Source organism: Sorangium sp. So ce394 (assembly GCF_051474665.1).
In the GTDB taxonomy this organism is placed as follows: Bacteria; Myxococcota_A; Polyangia; order Polyangiales; family Polyangiaceae; genus Sorangium; species Sorangium cellulosum_D.
This window is the reverse complement of the sequence record NZ_CP150339.1, coordinates 3,555,456-3,572,351: the sequence shown is the minus strand read 5'-3', so window position 1 is coordinate 3,572,351 and position 16,896 is coordinate 3,555,456. Positions and strand designations below refer to the sequence as shown.

The 16,896-nt window shown below is 73.2% G+C and carries 16 protein-coding genes; 7 read left to right on the top strand and 9 right to left on the bottom strand.

Annotation, left to right across the window (positions count from 1 at the left end; genetic code table 11):
* The first annotated feature begins 25 nt into the window (after positions 1 to 25).
* Positions 26 to 673: a class I SAM-dependent methyltransferase gene (locus WMF33_RS13370; protein WP_437337495.1), complete on the top strand. Its 648-nt coding sequence runs from the start codon at positions 26 to 28 to the stop codon at positions 671 to 673.
* A gap of 62 nt (positions 674 to 735) precedes the next feature.
* On the opposite strand, the gene WMF33_RS13365 is transcribed toward WMF33_RS13370, so the two are convergent.
* Positions 736 to 2,982 (bottom strand): molybdopterin oxidoreductase family protein, encoded by a 2,247-nt coding sequence (locus tag WMF33_RS13365; protein WP_437337494.1) that lies wholly within the window; start codon positions 2,980 to 2,982, stop codon positions 736 to 738.
* Positions 2,983 to 3,293: 311 nt separating this feature from the next.
* Here WMF33_RS13365 and aroE point away from each other — a divergent pair, with 311 nt between their 5' ends.
* Both aroE and WMF33_RS13355 read left to right on the top strand, forming a co-directional pair.
* A complete protein-coding gene (gene aroE, locus WMF33_RS13360) occupies positions 3,294 to 4,118 on the top strand; it encodes a shikimate dehydrogenase (RefSeq protein WP_437337493.1) in 825 nt (274 codons plus the stop codon).
* 340 nt (positions 4,119 to 4,458) lie between these two features.
* Entirely contained in the window at positions 4,459 to 5,682 is a 1,224-nt protein-coding gene (locus WMF33_RS13355; RefSeq protein ID WP_437337492.1) for a vWA domain-containing protein, read from the top strand.
* A 67-nt stretch (positions 5,683 to 5,749) separates the two neighbouring features.
* Here WMF33_RS13355 and WMF33_RS13350 read toward each other — a convergent pair whose 3' ends face one another.
* From WMF33_RS13350 to WMF33_RS13335, 4 genes are all read right to left on the bottom strand, one after another.
* Positions 5,750 to 6,238 carry an N-acetyltransferase family protein gene (locus WMF33_RS13350; RefSeq protein WP_437337491.1) on the bottom strand — a complete coding sequence of 163 codons (489 nt, stop codon included), beginning with the start codon at positions 6,236 to 6,238 and terminating at the stop codon, positions 5,750 to 5,752.
* A gap of 69 nt (positions 6,239 to 6,307) precedes the next feature.
* Positions 6,308 to 7,258, bottom strand: a complete 951-nt coding sequence (locus WMF33_RS13345; protein ID WP_437337490.1) for a hypothetical protein — start codon at positions 7,256 to 7,258, stop codon at positions 6,308 to 6,310.
* Between the two features lie 209 nt (positions 7,259 to 7,467).
* Positions 7,468 to 9,339: a DUF4041 domain-containing protein gene (locus tag WMF33_RS13340; RefSeq protein ID WP_437337489.1), complete on the bottom strand. Its 1,872-nt coding sequence runs from the start codon at positions 9,337 to 9,339 to the stop codon at positions 7,468 to 7,470.
* A 262-nt stretch (positions 9,340 to 9,601) separates the two neighbouring features.
* Positions 9,602 to 9,784: a hypothetical protein gene (locus WMF33_RS13335; RefSeq protein WP_437337488.1), complete on the bottom strand. Its 183-nt coding sequence runs from the start codon at positions 9,782 to 9,784 to the stop codon at positions 9,602 to 9,604.
* Here WMF33_RS13335 and WMF33_RS13330 point away from each other — a divergent pair.
* The 3 genes from WMF33_RS13330 (at position 9,769) to WMF33_RS13320 (ending at position 12,961) form a co-directional block, all read left to right on the top strand.
* Entirely contained in the window at positions 9,769 to 11,886 is a 2,118-nt protein-coding gene (locus WMF33_RS13330; protein WP_437337487.1) for a hypothetical protein, read from the top strand. The genes WMF33_RS13335 and WMF33_RS13330 overlap by 16 nt on opposite strands.
* The gene (locus WMF33_RS13325; protein WP_437337486.1) at positions 11,883 to 12,512 is read left to right on the top strand and encodes a hypothetical protein; all 630 of its coding nucleotides are present in this window, start codon (positions 11,883 to 11,885) and stop codon (positions 12,510 to 12,512) included. The genes WMF33_RS13330 and WMF33_RS13325 overlap by 4 nt, the downstream gene beginning before the upstream one ends.
* A 77-nt stretch (positions 12,513 to 12,589) precedes the next feature.
* Entirely contained in the window at positions 12,590 to 12,961 is a 372-nt protein-coding gene (locus WMF33_RS13320) for a hypothetical protein (RefSeq protein WP_437337485.1), read from the top strand.
* Positions 12,962 to 13,039: 78 nt separating this feature from the next.
* On the opposite strand, the gene WMF33_RS13315 is transcribed toward WMF33_RS13320, so the two are convergent.
* Positions 13,040 to 13,480, bottom strand: coding sequence for a CBS domain-containing protein (locus tag WMF33_RS13315; RefSeq protein ID WP_437337484.1), 441 nt, complete (start codon positions 13,478 to 13,480; stop codon positions 13,040 to 13,042).
* 210 nt (positions 13,481 to 13,690) lie between these two features.
* Between WMF33_RS13315 and WMF33_RS13310 the strand changes: the two genes are divergently transcribed.
* Positions 13,691 to 14,227, top strand: a complete 537-nt coding sequence (locus WMF33_RS13310) for a GNAT family N-acetyltransferase (protein ID WP_061626481.1) — start codon at positions 13,691 to 13,693, stop codon at positions 14,225 to 14,227.
* A gap of 47 nt (positions 14,228 to 14,274) precedes the next feature.
* Here WMF33_RS13310 and WMF33_RS13305 read toward each other — a convergent pair whose 3' ends face one another.
* Genes WMF33_RS13305 through WMF33_RS13295 form a run of 3 tightly spaced genes read right to left on the bottom strand, consistent with a single transcriptional unit; the run spans position 14,275 to position 16,890 of the window.
* Positions 14,275 to 15,333 (bottom strand): hypothetical protein, encoded by a 1,059-nt coding sequence (locus WMF33_RS13305; protein WP_437337483.1) that lies wholly within the window; start codon positions 15,331 to 15,333, stop codon positions 14,275 to 14,277.
* A 19-nt stretch (positions 15,334 to 15,352) separates the two neighbouring features.
* Positions 15,353 to 16,303 (bottom strand): hypothetical protein, encoded by a 951-nt coding sequence (locus WMF33_RS13300; protein WP_437337482.1) that lies wholly within the window; start codon positions 16,301 to 16,303, stop codon positions 15,353 to 15,355.
* Positions 16,300 to 16,890, bottom strand: a complete 591-nt coding sequence (locus WMF33_RS13295) for an RNA polymerase sigma factor (RefSeq protein ID WP_437337481.1) — start codon at positions 16,888 to 16,890, stop codon at positions 16,300 to 16,302. The genes WMF33_RS13300 and WMF33_RS13295 overlap by 4 nt, the downstream gene beginning before the upstream one ends.
* Positions 16,891 to 16,896: the final 6 nt, after the last annotated feature.

The window sequence follows — 16,896 nt, the reverse complement described above, 5'->3', positions numbered from 1 at the left end:
CCGGGAGGGCGGCCTCGAGGCGGCGATGATCGTGCAGCTCGGCAAGGCGTCCGTCACGTGGACGCGCGCGGACCTCGAGGCGAAGCTCGCCGGCTACGCGCGCGTGCTCATCGACGTCGGCACGGGCGACGGGCGCTTCGTGTACCGCTCGGCCGGCGCCCACCCGGACACGTACTGCATCGGCGTGGACCCCGCGGGCGAGCGGATGCGCGAGGTGTCGTGGCGCGCCAGCCGCAAGCCCGCCCGCGGCGGCCGGCCGAACGCGCTCTTCGTGGTCGCGTCGGTGCAGGCGCTGCCCGAGGAGCTCGCCGGGCTCGCCCACACCCTGACCCTGAACTTCCCGTGGGCGTCGCTGCTCTCGGCCCTGGTGCTCCCGGAGGCGCCCGTGCTCGAGGCGCTGCGCCGGCTCGTCCGGCCGGGCGGGGAGCTCATCGCGCTGCTCAACCAGAGCGTCTTCGACGACCGGCCCTACGCGGCCCGGCTCGGCCTCCCCGAGCTCTCGGACGCGTGGATCGACGACGCGCTGCGCCCCGCCTACCGCGCCGCGGGGTTCGAGATCCGGGCGAGCGAGATCGTGGACGGGGAGGTCCCGCACCAGACGAGCTGGGGGCAGCACCTCACGCTCGCGTCGGGCCGGCGGACGCGGCTGCTCACGGCCGAGGCGATCGGCTGAGGGGCGACGGCCGCGGCGGAGGCGGCGCGCTCTGCGTCGGCCGATCGACGGGGGCGGCCGGGCTACGCCGGCGGGGCCGCGGCCGGCTCGACGCGGACCGGGACGCCGTTCAGCGCGGCGGTGCCCGAGAGCGCGTCGATCGCGAGGTCGTCCGTGAGATCGTTGACGCTCTCGCCGGCGTGCCGCCGCGCCGTCTCGAGCCGGACGCCGTCGCGGCCGTGGCCCCAGCCGTGCGGGGCGCTGACGACGCCGGGCATCACCTCGTCGGTCAGCTCGACCTCGAGGTCGATGCTCCCGACCCGCGAGCGCACCCGGACCCGCTGCCCCGCCGCGATGCCGCGGCGGGCGGCGTCCTCCGGGTGCATGAGCAGCGTGCACCGGTTCCTGCCCTTCACCAGGCGACGGCTGTTGTGCAGCCACGAGTTGTTGCTCCGGAGCTGGCGCCTCCCGATGAGCTGGAGGTCGTACCCCGCCTCGCCCCGCTGCCCCGGCTCGCCCGCCTCCCCCGCCCCGCGCTCCTCGTGGCCGGGCCCCCCGCGCTCCTCGCGGTCGAGCGCCGCGCGCGCCCGCTCGAGATCGGCGACGAGGACCTCCGGCGCGAGCTCGATGCGCCCGGACGGCGTGAACAGCCGCTCGGGCAGGCACGGCACGAGCGGCCCGAGATCCACGCCGTGCGCCTCGCGCTCGAGCCTGCGCAGCGAGAGGCCGCCCGACAGCGGGCGCACGCCGGCGCCGTAAGGCCCGAAGCGGAGGGCGGCGTCGAGCAGCCGCGTCGGCGGGAGCACCCGCGACAGGAGGCGCGCCGCGCGGCCGGCGAGCGGCGCCGCGGGCCCGGGCGCCGCGAGGCGCGCCCCGAGCTCGACGAGGATCTGCCAGTCGTGGCGCGCGTCGTCCGCCGGGGCGAACAGCGCGGGGGCGTACTTGGCGGTGTTCCGGACCGCGAACGCGTGGAACGCGAGGTCGTAGTGATCGCGCTCCAGGGGGCCGGTCGGCGGCAGGATCACGCGGGCGTGCCGGGTCGTCTCGTTGATGTAGAAGTCGATGCTGGCCATGAAATCGAGCCCGGCCAGCGCTCGATCCAGCGTCCGGCCGTTCGGCGTCGACAGCACCGGGTTGCCCGCCATCGTGAGGAGCGCGCGGACCTGCCCCGGGCCCTCCGTGAGGATCTCCTCGGCGAGCGCGGCGGCGGGGTACTCCCCGGCGAACGCGGGCAGCTGCCGCACGCGGCTGCGGCTCCGGCCGAACTCGCCGCGCTGGCCGAGCAGGTCCTGGATCGCGACGACGTCGACGGCCGGCCGGGCGAACATCGCCCCGCCGGGGCGATCGAGGTTGCCGGTGACGAGGTTGAGCACCGCGATGAGCCACGTGGTGAGCGCGCCGAACTCCTGGAGGCAGGCGCCGATCCGGCCGTAGCAGACGGCCGGGCGCGCCGCGGCGAAGGCGCGCGCGAGCTCGCGGATCTGCGCCGCGGGGATGCCGACCTTCGGGGCGACGCGCTCGGGCGTGAAGTCGCGGACGAGCCGCTCGATGTCGGCGACGCCGTTCATGAAATCGCCGAGCCGGCCCGGCGCGACGAGGCGCTCGGCGAAGAGGGTCGAGAGCAGCCCGAGCATCAGGAAGACGTCGGTCCCGGGGCGGATGAAGTGGTGGCGATCGGCGATCTCGGCGGTCTCGGTGCGCCGCGGGTCGACGACGACGATCGTGCCGCCTCGCGCGCGGATCGCCTTGAGCCGCCGCGGCATGCCGGGCGCCGACATGAGGCTGCCGTTCGAGACGACCGGGTTGGCCCCGACGATGAGCAGGAACGAGGTGCGGTCGATGTCGGGCACGGGGACGAGCATCTGGTGCCCGAAGAGCAGGGTCGAGACGAGGTGGTGCGGCAGCTGATCGACCGAGTTGGAGGAGAAGCAGCTCCGCGTCCGCAACGCCTCCAGGAACGGGGTGAGGTAGAGGAGCGACGCGTAGTTGTGCGTCCTTGGATTGCCCAGGTAGACAGCGACGGCGTCCCTGCCGTGGCGCCGCTGGACGTCGCGGAGCCGCCCGGCGACCTCGTCGAGGGCGTCGTCCCACGAGATGCGCTGGAAGCCGGAGGCGGTGCGCCGGACCGGAGCCCGGAGGCGATCCGCGTCCTCGTGGAGGTCCTGGAGCGCGAGCGCCTTCGGGCAGATGTACCCTCGGCTGAACGGGTCGCGCTCGTCGCCGCGGATCGAGGTGATCCGGTCGCCGTCGACCTCGATGTCGATCCCGCACATCGCCTCGCAGATGTTGCAGGTGCGGTGGTGCGTGCGCGCGGTCCCGTGGCTCGGCATGGCGCGCGAGGCTATCAGCGCCCGGCGCGGCCCGCGAGCGACGGAGCTCGAGCCGCGCGAGGCGCTGCGGCGCGAGGCGGGGCGAGGCTCACGTCGGCGCGCGCTCGGGCGGCGGCGATCGCTCGCGGCGTCAACCTCGGGTTGACGCTGTGTACAGGCGCGCGTGACGGCGAAGGGCGCGGCGCTGGACGGAGGGGCACCGCCGCGCGCGCTTGGCGAGAGGCGCGGCGCTGTCGTAGATCTGCGGCGCGCGCTGGCGAGGCTGCGTGTGGCCCGCGCGTTGCTCGCGTTGCTGAGGCGTGGAGACGACCATGACCGACCGCTATGCCATCATCGGTAACCCGATCGCCCAGGCCAAGTCGCCGGCGCTGCAGACCGCCTTCGCCAAGCAGTGCGGGCAGGACATGGAGTACGGCGCGATCCTCGGCGAGCTGGACGGCTTCGCCGCCGCCGTGCGCGAGTTCCAGGGGAGCGGGGGCAAGGGCATGAACATCACCATGCCCTTCAAGCTCGAGGCCTTCGCGCTGGCCGACGAGCTGACGCCGCGCGGCCGTGCGGCCGGGGCGATCAACATGTTCACCTTCCGGGCCGACGGCACCATCCTCGGCGACAACACCGACGGGGTCGGCATCCTGCGCGACATCACGCACAACCTCGGCCGCGAGCTCATGGGCGCGCGCGTGCTGCTGCTCGGCGCGGGGGGCGCGGTGCGCGGCACCTTGCTGCCGCTCTTCGAGGAGCGGCCGGCCGAGATCTTCATCGCCAACCGCACCGCCAGCAAGGCGGTGGAGCTCGCGGCCGAGTTCGGGGCGCAGGCGGGCGCCGCCCGGCTCGCCGGCGGCGGCTTCGCCGATATCGTCGGGCGGTTCGACGTGGTCATCAACGGATCGGCCTCGTCGATGACCAACGAGGTGCCGCCGCTGCCCGACGGCGTGTGGGACAAGGACTCGCTGGCGTACGACATGGCTTACAAGAAGGAGCCGACCGCGTTCGTGCGGGCGGCGCGCGCGGCCGGCGTGAGGCAGACGGCCGACGGCCTCGGCATGGTGGTCGAGCAGGGCGCGGAGTGCTTCACCCTGTGGCGCGGGGTGCGGCCCGACACCGCGCCGGTGATCGCCGCGCTGCGGGGGGCCTGAGCGGAGCTCGTCTTCCGGGGGGCGCTCCGCCGTGCGCAACCTCGCCGTGCGCAACCTGGGTCGGTTCCCCCAACCTGGGTCGGTCGCCCCAACCTGGGTCGGTTCCCCCAACCTGGGTCGGTCGCCCCAACCTGGGTCGGTCGCCCCAACCTGGGTCGGTCGCCCCAACCTGGGTCGGGTTGCCGGTGCCGCGCTGGCGCGTCCTGGCACAGAACGTTCACCACACAGCCGCGTAAGTGCCGGAAATCGCACGATTCGAACTCGGCACGCAGCATGCAATCTGGCACGCCCGGCCGCGTACGACGTGGGCACGTGAGGCCCCGGCGGCCAAGGAGACCCCATGCGCATCCGTTTCCGCTTCGCTTTCATGGTGGGAAGCCTTCTGGCGCTGGCGGCGTGCTCGGGCGGCGCGAGCTCGAGCGACCCGAGCTCGGACGAAGGCGGCGACGGCGAGATCCCGGGCAGCGGCGCCGGCGCTGACGTCGGCGCTTCCGGCTCGGCCGCTGCGGGCGGTGTGTCGGATGGGGGCGACTTCTCCGGCGGCTCCAGCGGCACCGGCGCCGGCGTCGGCGCCGGCGGCGGCACTGGCGTCGGCCCCGGCACCGGCACCGGCGGCGGCGGCGGCGCTGGCGGTGGCGGCGGCGCTGGCGGCACCGGCGGCGGCAGCGTCGAGCCTGGCACGCTCACCGCGGGCGTCTGGGACGACAACCGCAACTTCGACTTCTTCCTCTCGTACCGGAGCACGCTCTACGCGCAGCAGCTCCCGGGCTTCTTGCCCTTCACCGAGGCCGACCACCAGGCCGCCAACAGCCTCTACGCCACGCCTCCCGGACCGAAGGAGACGCTCGACGTCTCGCTCATCATCGACACGACCGGCAGCATGGGCGACGAGATCACGTATCTCCAGACGGAGTTCATCGCCCTCTCGGAATCCATCTTCGCCAAGTACCCGAACGCCGCGCAGCGCTGGTCGCTCGTCGTTTATAAAGACACCGAGGACGACTACATCGTCCGGTGGTTCGACTTCCGCGACGATCCCGACGAGTTCCAGGCGAAGCTCGCCGCGCAGGCGGCCGGCGGCGGCGGCGACTTCCCCGAGGCGCCCGACATGGCGCTGTCCAAGGCGGCCGACCTCGCCTGGCGCACCGGCAACGACACCGCGCGCCTCGCCTTCTGGGTGGCGGACGCGCCCCACCACGACACCAACGCGGGCGCCATGGCAGAGGGGATACGCGCCCTCAAGGACCTCGGCGTGCATGTCTATCCCGTCGCGTCGAGCGGCGTGGATGAGCTCACCGAGATCACCATGCGCTCAGCCGCGCAATTGACGGGCGGCCGATACCTCTTCCTGACGGACGACTCCGGGGTCGGCGGTGCCCACAAGGAGCCGACGATCCCCTGCTACTACGTGACCAAGCTCGATCGCGCGATCCTGCGCATGGTCGACATCGAGCTCTCCGGCGTCCACCGCGAACCGGAGCCGTCCGAGATCCTCCGCACGGGCGGCGATCCCGAGGACGGCGCGTGCGCGCTCTCGTCCGGCAGCGAGGTGCTCGCGTACTGAGCCGGAGGCCGCGCGTCGCTCGCATGCATCATCCCGCCGCCGCCGCCGCTCGCGGCGCGGCGGCGCGCTACGGCGACGATGCGCCGTCGAGCGGCAGCTCCATGACCACCTCCGTCCCGTCCATGCGACCGTTGGGGCGGAAGCCCAGGCTGCGGTAGAACCCCTCGGGGCTGCCCGGGCCCGGCACGTACGACAGCAGCAGCGACGAGAAGCGCCCGAGGCGCCGCACGTGCTCGATCACCTGCAGCATCGCCGCCCGGCCGACGCCGCGCCGCTGGAAGCGCTGGTCGACCATGAAGCGCCACACGCCGATCTCGGGCCTCTCCGGCGGCGGGGACGCCATCGACTGGTCTTCCAGCATGACGAAGCCGGCGGGCTCGTCGCCACAGTAGATGGCGCGGTACCAGGCCTCGGGCGCGAAATGCGCCTGGGCGAGCGAGACCGCGTTGGTCGCGACGAAGCCCTTCTGGCCCTCGGCCACGGAGAGCTCGAGGATGGCGCCGAGGTTATCGCGGGTGATCTCGCGCAGGGTAACGGGCGGCGTGGCGTCAGGCATGGCGTCTCCGGGAAGAAGCGAGGCGCCGGCTCGGCTCAGCGCTCGTCGCGCGGCAGGGTACCACGGAGCTCACGAGGGGCGGATCGGCTCCGCGAGCCAGCGAACCAGCGCCTCGGCCTCGAGATCGAGCAGGGCGTCCTCGACCTCGCCCGGACCGAGCGCGCGGGCTCGCTCGACGATCGAGCGCTCCTCCTCGGCCGTCGGTCGTCGCCCGATCCGCCGCGCGAAGAGGCGGCCGAGCAGCTCGGCGATCGCCTTCTCCTCGCCGCGCTCCTCCCCGCGCTCCACGCCGCGCTGCTCTCCTCGACGCTCGGCCTCGAGGATCATCTCCCCGATGATCGGCGTGCGACGGAGCAGCCCCTCTTCCTCGTCCTCGACCATCATGATGAGCTCCTTCAGCAGATTATGCCGCCAGGGATCGATCGTCGCCATCACCAGGAGCGCCGTGTAGAGCTCGGCCCGCTCCTCCGCGGTCCTCGCGCCCGCGTGGATCTCCGCGACCACCTCCCGCAGCGCCGCCGCGGTCGCGTTGCGTGCAAGCGGGGCGAACACCAGCCAGAGCACGCTGCCGCGCGCCCGCAGCTCGGCGACCGTACGCTGGTAGACGGCGTCGACCCGGAAGCGCGCGCCGCTGAACGGCCGCCCCGGCCAGGCGATGCGGCGCTCCGCGGCCTTCGGCAAGCGCCGCCTGCGCCCCGAGAGGACCACGGCGACGCTCTCGATCGGCGGCACCGGCTCGCCGGGGGCTTCGAGGCGGAGCGCGGCGAAGAGGAAGCCGAGGTATTCGAAGATGCGATCCGGCACGTCGCCCCGGAGCGCGAAGCAGAACTCGACATGTAACACCCGCGGCTCGCCGCCGACCCGAAGGCGAAGGGCCTTGTCGAGGCGGCGCTCGATGTTCGTGACCTGGCTGTCGAGCCAACCGAGGACCTCGATGGATCCCTCGGGGACCAGGGCACGCACCAGGTCCTCGGGGCGCCGTCGGGCGAGGTGGCGCAAGGTGATGTCGGCGTCTCCCATGCGCGGCGCCCATGGCAGAGGGCGTACCAGCCGCTCAGACGGCTGAAACCACGGGCTTCCGCGGTCAGGCGCGATGCCGGCCGGGTGGCGGCGCCATGGCGGATGGCGGCCCCTGGAACGGCTCCGCGAGGAGCCTCGGCCGCTGCGATCCCGCCCGGGCTACCCCAACCTCGATCGGGTTGTTGCGCGGGGTGGGGGTCGCTGCGCTGCTACGCGGGCGCGTAGGCTGCGACCGGCTGCGCCTCGGGTGCGAGGCGCACCCGCGTCGAGGTCTGCTGTGCAGCCTCCCTCTCTTGCCTCATTGCAACGGTCTTGCGGTACTGCTCCGCCTCGGCGACGCGCGTGATCTCGATCTCTCCGTGCATTCTCCGAACTGTCTTGGCAATCTCATCAATGTCGACCTGGAAGAACTCCTTCTTCTCATTGATGAGGTTGATCCGTCGCTCGTGGAAAGCACGATGCAGGGCGGTTTCCAGCGCCGGAGCGTCCTCCGAATAGATCATCGCATGAACATCGAACTCGAACGGCACCGACGCATCGCCGAGCTCATGCACCCGATCGAAGGGATCCAGACGGCGCGTCATACCGATCTTGTAAACGTGCTCCCCGAACGAGCCGACATTGGAGATCACATAGACGTGCCCCGAGCGCGTCAGCTGCGCTCGAGAGATCGCCCGCTCCTTGTTGGCGTGCGCTTCTTCGAGCTTCTTCTGCAGCGCCTCGATCTGCGATTGAAGCTTCAGCTGCTTGGCGCCGGCCGCCCTCTCGACCTCCTCCTGCGCCTTTCGCAGCGCCTCCTCGTAGCGCTGCTCCTCTCGCTCCGCCTCTAGCCTCGCCTTTTCGAGCTCCCGTTGCGCGATCTCCTCCTCCCGCATCTGCTCACGGATACGCCGTTGCTCCTCTTTCTCGGCCTGGACCTTCTCCTGGTACTCGTACGCGAGATACAGCTCTTGAAGCTTGAGATCGAGGTATGCCTTCGTAATCTCGCAGGCCTGTACCCCGACAAGCCCGTTGATGACCTCCCACGACTTCTTGATGCGAGACTCCATCACGTTCACGTTCTTGTAGCTCACCTTCGCGATGGCGGCATCAGACTCGCCGTTGAAGGCACGCAGTATGAGCTTGAGAGTTTGACTGACCTGCTTCCGCCCTTCCGCGGCGCTTCCGTTGACCGTCCACACGGTACGGCAGATGGCGGCTGCCTTGTCCTTGAGCATCTGCTTCTGACGGTCGCGGATCTGCTCGAGCTTGCCCTGGTAGATCTCCGATGATGAGAAATCGTACCGCGGCCGGTAGAAGCCGAAGGACTGGAGGTTCGACTCCTCGTCCAGCGCGCGCTGCTCGGCACGGAGCTTCGCGATGCTTGCCTGGAGCGACGCTAGCTCAGCCGTCCCCTGCTGGAACTGGCCCTGGAGTCCCTGCAGCTTCTGCTCCCACTGGACCCTGGCCTGGGTGACCTCGCCCTGGAGGCGTGCTCGATCTGCATCGAGCTGAGCGACGGCACGCTGCTTCTCCTGCTCCGTTGCAGCGACGCGCCCGAGGCGCTCGCTCATGACGTGAAGATCATTCTGCAACAGCGCTTGCTGAGACGCCAGGTGATCGACTGCGCTCCGCTTCTCCCTCTCGGCTGCGGCGAGGCTGGCATGGGCGTCGCTGAGGGCAGCGTGGGCCAGGCGCAGCTTCTCTAGCTCTGTACCCGTGGCGAGATGTTGCGCCTGCACGTCCCGAAGGGCGTGCCCCCACTCGGCTGTGCTACGGTCGATGTCGCTCTGCAAGCGTGACCGATCTGCCTCGAGCTGAGTAAGCACACGCTGTCGCTCGGCTTCGGCATCGACGATGCCGCGGAAGCGGTTGAGCATGGTCGCATGCGTCTGTTGGAGTGCAGCGAGCTCCGAGAAGACGCGGTCGTGCCGCTCCTGGAGACCCAAGAGGGCCTGCTCTCGCTCGGCCTTCATCCGCTCGGCAGCATCGCGGGCTCCTTGAAGCTTGTTCTTCTCGTTCCTCAGCTTCATGAGCCGTCCGACGAGCACGGCAACCACGATGAGCGCGAGACCGAGCAGGGCTCCCAGCAGTTCTTCCATGGCCGAGCACACTCCTGCGAGGGACAGATTTGCCAGGAACGATCGTAGGCCCCCCGCTAGCATCAACGTACAGGGCGTGTCAGCGCAATGAAAGCGTTTCCTCCTGAGCGGCGTTCTTCGTACCTCTGCGCACCTTCCGGATCAGCTGCGCGCTCGGCGGGGTCGCGCCGGCCGCCAGGACCAGCATCGTTCAGGTCGCGCGGGCGTCGCCCGTGGTCGGTCCCCCTAGCGGCTGTGGGGTTCCGGGCACCCGTTCAACGCCTCACCCGCCGCCGCGCTCGACCACGCGCCGCGCGCCGAGCACCTCGACGCCGGAGAGCGCTCCGTCCGGAACCTGCAACCGCTCCCGGCGCTCCGCCCACCGGGGTCCCCAGACCCGGTAACTCCTGGAATACCCCCACCGCGCGGCGTCGTTGTTGCGGGCGCCCGATGAACCCGCGAACACCGACTCTCCTTCTGGCCGCCGCCCTCCTCGCCTCGGCCTGCTCACCCCCCTCCAGGCAACCCGCGCCGGACGAGCGGAATGCCGGAGCCGAGGAGACCGCGACGCCGCCGCCGTCTCCCCCTCAAGCGCCGTCCACGACGCCGCCGTCCGCGAAGCTCCGCGCGGCCCTGCGCGCCGGCGGCGCCCTCGTGCGCGCGCCCCAGGGCGACGCGCTCTACCTGGCCGACGAGGACCACCGCGTCGTCCGCCGCATCCCGCTGCCCGTGGACGTGAGCACACCGCCCGTCGCGATCGCCATGCCAGGGCGCCCCGCGCAGGTCCTCGCGCTCGACGACCGCGTGCTCGTCACGATCCGAGACCCCGGGCTGCTGCTCGTCATGCGCCCGGATCCGACCGCTGGCCTCGCGGAGGTCGCGCGCGTGCCGCTGCCGGCCGACGCCTGGGGGCTGGCCATCACGCCGGACGAGCGCACCGCCATCGTCACCAGCGCCTGGACCGCCAAGGTCTCCGCCGTGGATCTCGCGACCGCCTCGACGTCATGGTCGATCGACGTCGCGCGCGAGCCCCGCGGCGTCGTGGTCCGCGAGGACGGCGCGGCCGCGTACGTCACGCACCTCACGTCCGCGGCCCTCACCCGGATCGAGCTGCGCTCTCCGCCCAAGGCGCGGTCGATCGCGCTCCCCCCGTCGCCGTACCGCGCCCCGCCGGACGAGCCGCGCGCCGCCTCCCTCGGATACGCGGCCGCGCTCTCCCCGGACGGCCGCCGCCTGTTCGTCGCGCGCCACGCGCTCGGCGCGATCGGCGAGCTCTCGTGGTTCGGCGCCGCCACGGTCGACGCCCTGCAGACGGGCAACGACGAGCCCCTCGCGCCCCGCCGCCGCGAGGGCGCTCCGAGCCGGATCGCGCGGGACTTCGAGCTCGACATCGCCGGCGACCCGGAGCTCGAGGCGCCGAAGACCGAGCTCGCCCCGTTCGTCCAGCCGCGCGCCGTCGTGTACCGCGAGAGCACCCGCACGCTGCTCGTCGCCAGCGAGGGCACCGACGCCCTGGTGGAGCTCGACGCGCTCTCGATCGATCCGGCGCTCCGGCCCCTCGGCACCTACCGGCTCGGCAGCTCGCCGGCGACCGTCGCCGCGGCGCCGGGGTCCGTGGACGCCCTCGCGCGCGACGTCGGCGCCGCGACCCTGTGCGGCGCGCCGAGCGGCGTCGCCCTGTCCGGCGACGAGTCCGTGGCGTGGGTGTACTGCCGCTCGACCGACACGCTCGCCATCGTCCGCCTCGACGAGCACAAGGCGGGCGCGCGCTACGAGCCGGGGCCCGTGCCGTTCATCCGGCTGGCCGAGCCTCCGCTCGTCGAGCAGGCCGCCGTCGGCCGGAGGCTCTTCTACAACGCGACCGACTGGCTCACGAGCGGCGGGCTCGGGTGCGCCGGGTGCCACCCCGACGGGCGCGACGACGGCCACGTGTGGCACGAGGTCAGCGGCGGCGACTTCGCCAATTTCTTCGGATCCGCCGACAACCGGCCGATGGAAGGGCTCGCGGGCGGCGTGGCGCGACAGACACCCATGCTCGCGGGGCGCGTCTCGGCCGTGGGCCCTTATGGCTGGAACGCCCAGAGCGAGAGCCTGGCCGCGCGCATCCTGGAGGGCTTCGGCCTGCATCGATGGGGGACGGGCGGCGCCAAGGACGGCGCGCTCGGGCTGCGCGCGACCTACCTCGCCAGCTTCCTGCGCGAGGGCCTCGCGCCCCCGCCGCGGGAGGATCGGCCGCTCACGCCGCAGGAGAAGCACGGATTCGCGCTCTTCACGAGCGAGGCGGCCCAGTGCTCCCGGTGCCATGTGCCCGAGACCGAGTACACCGACCGGATGGGCTACCCGATGCCGCGCTTCGTCGCCCAGCCGGGGTTTTACAGGGAGAAGAAGGACCAGGTGTTCAAGACGCCATCGCTGCGCTTCGTCGCCGGGACGGCGCCCTATTACCACGACGGCTCCGCGAGGACGCTCGAGGAGCTCGTCGAGAACAACGAGGATCGCATGGGCCGCACGAGCCACATGTCGAAGAAGGACAAGGCGGCGCTCGTCGCCTTCTTGAGGACGTTATGAAGAAGCTCCTTTGGATCGGGACAGTCCTGCTCGGCGCGCTCGCGCCGGCGCAAGCCGCAGAGCCGCAGAGCGCCCAGACCGCGGCGCCGTCCGGCGCCGTGGCCGCCGCGCCGGACGGCGCCGCGGCCGGACCTCGGGCAGAGACGGGGGCAGCCCTCCCGGACGGGGGAGAGGGCGCGCCGGACGGGGGGGACGGCGCGGCGGCGCCCGAGCCGCGCGCGCTGGAAGAGGCGCCGCCCGCGCCCGAGCGGACGCCGCGGCCCGCGATGGCGGAGTGGGACGACGCCGAGCCGGTGCGGCTCGCGAGGGACAAGAGCGGCGCCGCGTGCAAGGCGCGGATGCGGCGCGAGTGGCTGCGCATCGACTGCACGGCGCCCTCGCTGGCCGCCGTGAGGACGCTCGGAGCGAGCGCCGGCGAGGCGTGGTTCCGGCTGGACCAGAAGAACGGCGAGGAGCTCGCGAGCGGCGTCTCCGTGGTCTTCCCCGTCCGGCGCGGCGACCGGAGGGTGATCGAGATCCTCACGGGCGTGTGGGCGTACCGCGGCCAGCTCGGGATCTCGACCAGCTTCGTGATCTCCGAGCAATGGCTCGACGGCGACGCCGGGCCGCTCGTCAGCGTGCTGTGAGCCCGACGCGGGCCGCGGAGAGCGATCGCGCTCGGACCGGCTTGCCCGGGCGCGCGCGGCGTGCCTTGATCGGGCGCGTGACGACGGGGATCTTCGAGGCGCGTGGGTTGCGTTTCCGGCTCGATCGCCAGGGGGCCGAGGTGAGCGGGGGGCCGGCGCGCCCGGTCCAGGCCAGGATCGAGCCCGACGAGGCAGGCCTCGGCGGCGACGAGCCGCTGGCCGAGCTGCTCGGCCGCCGCCTGTCGGCGCTGCTCGGCGCGCCGGTGAGCGACGAGGAGGGGATCTTCGACCTGGCGGTCGAGCGCGATGGCGCCGTGGTCGCGGCCGTGCAGCTCTCGTGCGGCGAGGACGACGAGGACGTGCTCGAGCTGCTCGGCGAGCGGGCGCCCTCGCTGCCGGTGCGCACGCTGGTCGAGGCCCTGGTCGAAGCGCTGCGCGGCCCGGGGTGATCGCGCAGCGCCGCTGAGGCCGGATCGCCCCGCCGTAGGCCCCGGGGGCGGTCGAGGCGGCCCCCTTCGCGAGCGCCGCTACGACGCCCTTGCGCCGTGCGCCGCCTCCCGCTCGGTCACCCGGCGGACGGTCTGCGCCGTGGTCTTGTCGTCCTCGCGCTGCGCGATGTCCGACAGGCTGATGATGCCGACCAGCCGGCCGTCCGCGTCCGTGCACAGGACGCGCGACTTGTGGTGCTGCCCCATCAGCTGCTCGGCGCGGTGCACCTCGTCGTCGGGCCGGCACGCGACCACCGCGCGGGTCATGACGTCGCCCGCCTTCGTGCTCAGCGGGCGGCTGTCGGCCAGCACCCGGATGGCGAGATCGCGGTCCGTGAGCGTGCCGAGCACCTTCCCCTCGTCGTCGCACACAGGAAGGAAGCCGACGTTCGCGTCGCGCATCTTGCGCGCGGCCGTCTGGATCGTGTCCGAGGTGATGACGCACTGGATCTCCCTCTTCATGATCTCCTTGCACAGCATGGTTTCCTCCTTCGGCTCCGTTTGCAGCGCTCGGTTGCGTCGCCGCGCACACCCGGACCTTAGGGGACCGGCGCCGGCAGGGGATGGAGCAGCGGGATGAATGCGGCGTCAGGCGCCGCTTGACGGGGCGCCCGGCTCGGGCGAGCGCCCTGGACCACGCGGCGGCAGCGCCGCGCGCCGCGCGAGAGGCATACTGGGTCGCGAGGCACCATGTCGGAGCGGATCACGAGGGCGGTCATCCGCCGGGCGCAGCCCATGGACGCAGCGACCATCGCGCGCGTCGAGGTCGACTCCTGGAGGGCGGCTTACCTCGGCCTCGTTCCGGCGGCCGACCTCAACGCCCTCTCCGTGCGGGCGCGCGAGGCGAGCTGGCAGCGGATCCTGTTCCACGGCGCCGCGACCGGCACGCGGGCCTGGGTGCTCTGCGCCGACGACGCCGCGCTCGGCTTCGCGAGCGCCGGACCGACGCGCGACGACGACGACGATCCCCGCGCGGTGGGCGAGCTCTACACGATCTACCTCCTGCCCGCCGCGTGGGGCCGCGGCCTCGGCGCCGCGCTGCTCGACACCGCGCAGGCCGACCTCGCGCGGCGCCGCCACCGGACCATGACGATCTGGGTCCTCGAGGGGAACACCCGCGCGCGCCGCTTCTACGAGCTCTCCGGCTTCACCCGCGACGGGGCGCGACGGGGCGCGCGCGTCGGCGCGGGCAGCCTGCCGGAGGTCCGCTACCGGCGCGCGCTGTAACGCCCGCTGCCAACACGGACGCGGCAGCCGACGGGGTTCGGCTCGCCTCACGCGTCGCTGTCGGGCACGCAGATCCCGCCGCCGCAATCGGCGGTGCAGATCCACACGCCGCGCGCAGCGTCGCATCCACACACCGAGGGGGTGCAGCCCTCGTCGACGCAGGTCTGCCCCGCGGGGCAGCCCTGGGTCTTGCAGCCGGCGGGGCTCGGGGCGCGACACTCGGTCTCGTCGGGCTCGTCGGGCACGCACGTCCCGCCGCCGCAATCGTCGGTGCAGACCCACGATCCAGTCGCTGGGTCGCATCCGCACCTCGACGGCGTGCAGCCCTCGTCGACGCAGGTCTGCCCCGCGGGGCAGCCCTGGGTCTTGCAGCCGACGGGGTTAGGGCCGCCGCACGCGGGCTCGTCGGCCACGCACGTCCCGCCGCCGCAGTCGTCGGTGCAGATCCATGATCCGGTCGCTGGGTCGCACTCGCAGCTCGACGGCGTGCACCCCTCGTCGACGCAGCTCTGCCCCGCGGGGCAGCCCTGCGTCCTGCAGCCGGCGGGGTTCGAGCCGCGACACGCGGGCTCGTCCGGCACGCACGTCCCGCCGCCGCAGTCGTCGGTGCAGTACCATGATCCGGTCGCTGGGTCGCATCCGCAGCTCGACGGCGTGCAGCCCTCGTCGACGCAGCTCTGCCCCGCGGGACAACCCTGCGTCCTGCAGCCGGCGGGGTTCGGGCCGCGGCACGCGGGCTCGTCCGGCACGCACGTCCCGCCGCCGCAGTCGTCGGTGCAGTACCATGATCCGGTCGCTGGGTCGCATCCGCAGCTCGACGGCGTGCAGCCCTCGTCGACGCAGCTCTGCCCCGCGGGGCAGCCCTGCGTCCTGCAGCCGGCGGGGTTCGGGCCGCGGCACTCGGCGCCAGCGCCGCCCGAAGAGCTCGAGCCGTTGCCAGCGCCGCTCGAAGAGCTCGAGCCGGTGCCTGCGCCGGAGTTGCTGGTGCCGTCGCTGCCGCCGTCGCCTCCTACGCCGCTGCCGAGAGAAGATATCCCGCACGCGGCGACGAGCAGCGAGAGCACCGAGGAGCAACAGAGTGTGGATACGGTGTTCAAGAGCCTCATAACAAAGCCTCCTGCCGGTTCAATCTCCGGGTCCGCTCCGCCGGATCACGGTTTCTTCGCGCGCGCCGATGCCGGCGGCCGACTCGACGCGATCGGCGTGCGGGCTGCCGGGGTGCGCTTCGAGGAAGCGCCGCGCCGCCGCTCGCGCGCCCGCACGATCTCCCTGGCTCGCCAGCGCCTCGACGCGGATCGCCGCGGCCTCGTCGGCGAGCTGCGCGCCGGCGAACTCGCGCGCGTGGCGATCCAGCAGCGCGAGGGCGGCCGCCGGATCGCCGCGCCGCAGCGCGCGCCGCGCGGTGTCGAGCAACGCCAGCTCGGAGGCCAGCGTCGACGTGTTCCGTTCGGGCGCGCGCGGGCTGCTCGCGGCCGGCGCGGCTTTCGCCAGCGCGGCTCGACCCGGGGCGGCAGGACCCGGGGCGGCTGGCCCGGACAGGGGCGGGCCCTCGTCGGCGCGCTCCTCCGCGACGTGCCGTGGCTCCGCCTCTGCCGCGCCGGAGGCCGGCGGCGGAGCGAGCGCTGCCGGCGCCTTGGCGGGCGGGCGTACCGGTGCCGCCGACGCGGTGGGCGCCTCCTGCGAGCGCCGCGCCGGCGCCGTGACGTCGGTCCATTGCACGACCCCGAGCGTGAGGACGCCCGCGAGCGCGCCGATCCCGAGCGCGCTCAAGATCCCGCCTCCGCTGGCCGCGCCCGCCACCTTCAGCGCGGCCCCCGCGGCCGCCCCGCCCGCGGCCGCCCCGCCCACGGCTGCGCTCCCCGCGGCCGCCCCGCCCGCGGCTGCGCTCCCCGCGGCCGCCCCGCTCGCCCCCGCCTCGGCCGCGCTGCCCGCGAGCGTCGCGGCCGTCGCGACGCCGAGCGCGGCGAGCGTACGCCTCGTCAGGCCGCTCGGCGGGCTCTCGTCGAGCGCCGCGCGGAGGAGCGCCGTCTGCAGATCACCCTCCTTCTTGTCCAGGAGGCGCTCGGGATCGGTCATGGCGATTCTCCTCGGTGATGGGCCCGCGCCTCCAGCCGCTTCACGGCGGCCTGGAAGTGCTCGCGCGCGCGGCGGAGCCGGGACGCGACCGTGCCCGACGGGAGCTCGAGCAGCGCCGCGATGGCCGCCGTCGGCATCTGCTCCAGCTCGAACAGCACGAAGACGGCGCGCAGCTCGAGCGGCATCGTGTCGAGGATCGCGTCGAGCGCCGCACGGGCGCGCGCGCGATCCATCATCTCCTCGGGCCCCGGCGCCGGATCGGCGCGCTCGCGGGGCTCGTCCTCCAGGACCTCCCGGCGCCGCTGCTGCGTCCTCCGCGCGCGCGAGGCGATCCGCAGCGCCGTGCTGAACAGGAACGCAGGCTCCCGGCCCGCTTCGATGTCCCCGAGCCTCCGGGCCGCCACCAGGAAGACCTGCTGCACCGCGTCCTCCGCGTCCGCGCGCGGCACGCCGAGCCGCACCAGCGAGCGCCAGACGAAGGCCGAGTGCTGCGTCACGAGCGCAGCGAGGCGCCCGGCCGCCGCCCGGCTCTCGGGTGGGACGGCGGCGGGGAGCTCCGCCAGGGTCAGCGCTTCACCACGGCTCACGCCTCG

What these genes read in the sequence shown, in the direction of transcription:
- WMF33_RS13370 (WP_437337495.1), top strand. Translation starts at nt 26, where the DNA reads ATGATCGTGCAGCTCGGCAAGGCGTCCGTCACGTGGACGCGCGCGGAC.
- WMF33_RS13365 (WP_437337494.1), bottom strand. Translation starts at nt 2,982, where the DNA reads ATGCCGAGCCACGGGACCGCGCGCACGCACCACCGCACCTGCAACATC.
- aroE (WP_437337493.1), top strand. Translation starts at nt 3,294, where the DNA reads ATGACCGACCGCTATGCCATCATCGGTAACCCGATCGCCCAGGCCAAG.
- WMF33_RS13355 (WP_437337492.1), top strand. Translation starts at nt 4,459, where the DNA reads ATGCGCATCCGTTTCCGCTTCGCTTTCATGGTGGGAAGCCTTCTGGCG.
- WMF33_RS13350 (WP_437337491.1), bottom strand. Translation starts at nt 6,238, where the DNA reads ATGCCTGACGCCACGCCGCCCGTTACCCTGCGCGAGATCACCCGCGAT.
- WMF33_RS13345 (WP_437337490.1), bottom strand. Translation starts at nt 7,258, where the DNA reads ATGGGAGACGCCGACATCACCTTGCGCCACCTCGCCCGACGGCGCCCC.
- WMF33_RS13340 (WP_437337489.1), bottom strand. Translation starts at nt 9,339, where the DNA reads ATGGAAGAACTGCTGGGAGCCCTGCTCGGTCTCGCGCTCATCGTGGTT.
- WMF33_RS13330 (WP_437337487.1), top strand. Translation starts at nt 9,769, where the DNA reads ATGAACCCGCGAACACCGACTCTCCTTCTGGCCGCCGCCCTCCTCGCC.
- WMF33_RS13325 (WP_437337486.1), top strand. Translation starts at nt 11,883, where the DNA reads ATGAAGAAGCTCCTTTGGATCGGGACAGTCCTGCTCGGCGCGCTCGCG.
- WMF33_RS13315 (WP_437337484.1), bottom strand. Translation starts at nt 13,480, where the DNA reads ATGCTGTGCAAGGAGATCATGAAGAGGGAGATCCAGTGCGTCATCACC.
- WMF33_RS13310 (WP_061626481.1), top strand. Translation starts at nt 13,691, where the DNA reads ATGTCGGAGCGGATCACGAGGGCGGTCATCCGCCGGGCGCAGCCCATG.
- WMF33_RS13305 (WP_437337483.1), bottom strand. Translation starts at nt 15,333, where the DNA reads ATGAGGCTCTTGAACACCGTATCCACACTCTGTTGCTCCTCGGTGCTC.
- WMF33_RS13300 (WP_437337482.1), bottom strand. Translation starts at nt 16,303, where the DNA reads ATGACCGATCCCGAGCGCCTCCTGGACAAGAAGGAGGGTGATCTGCAG.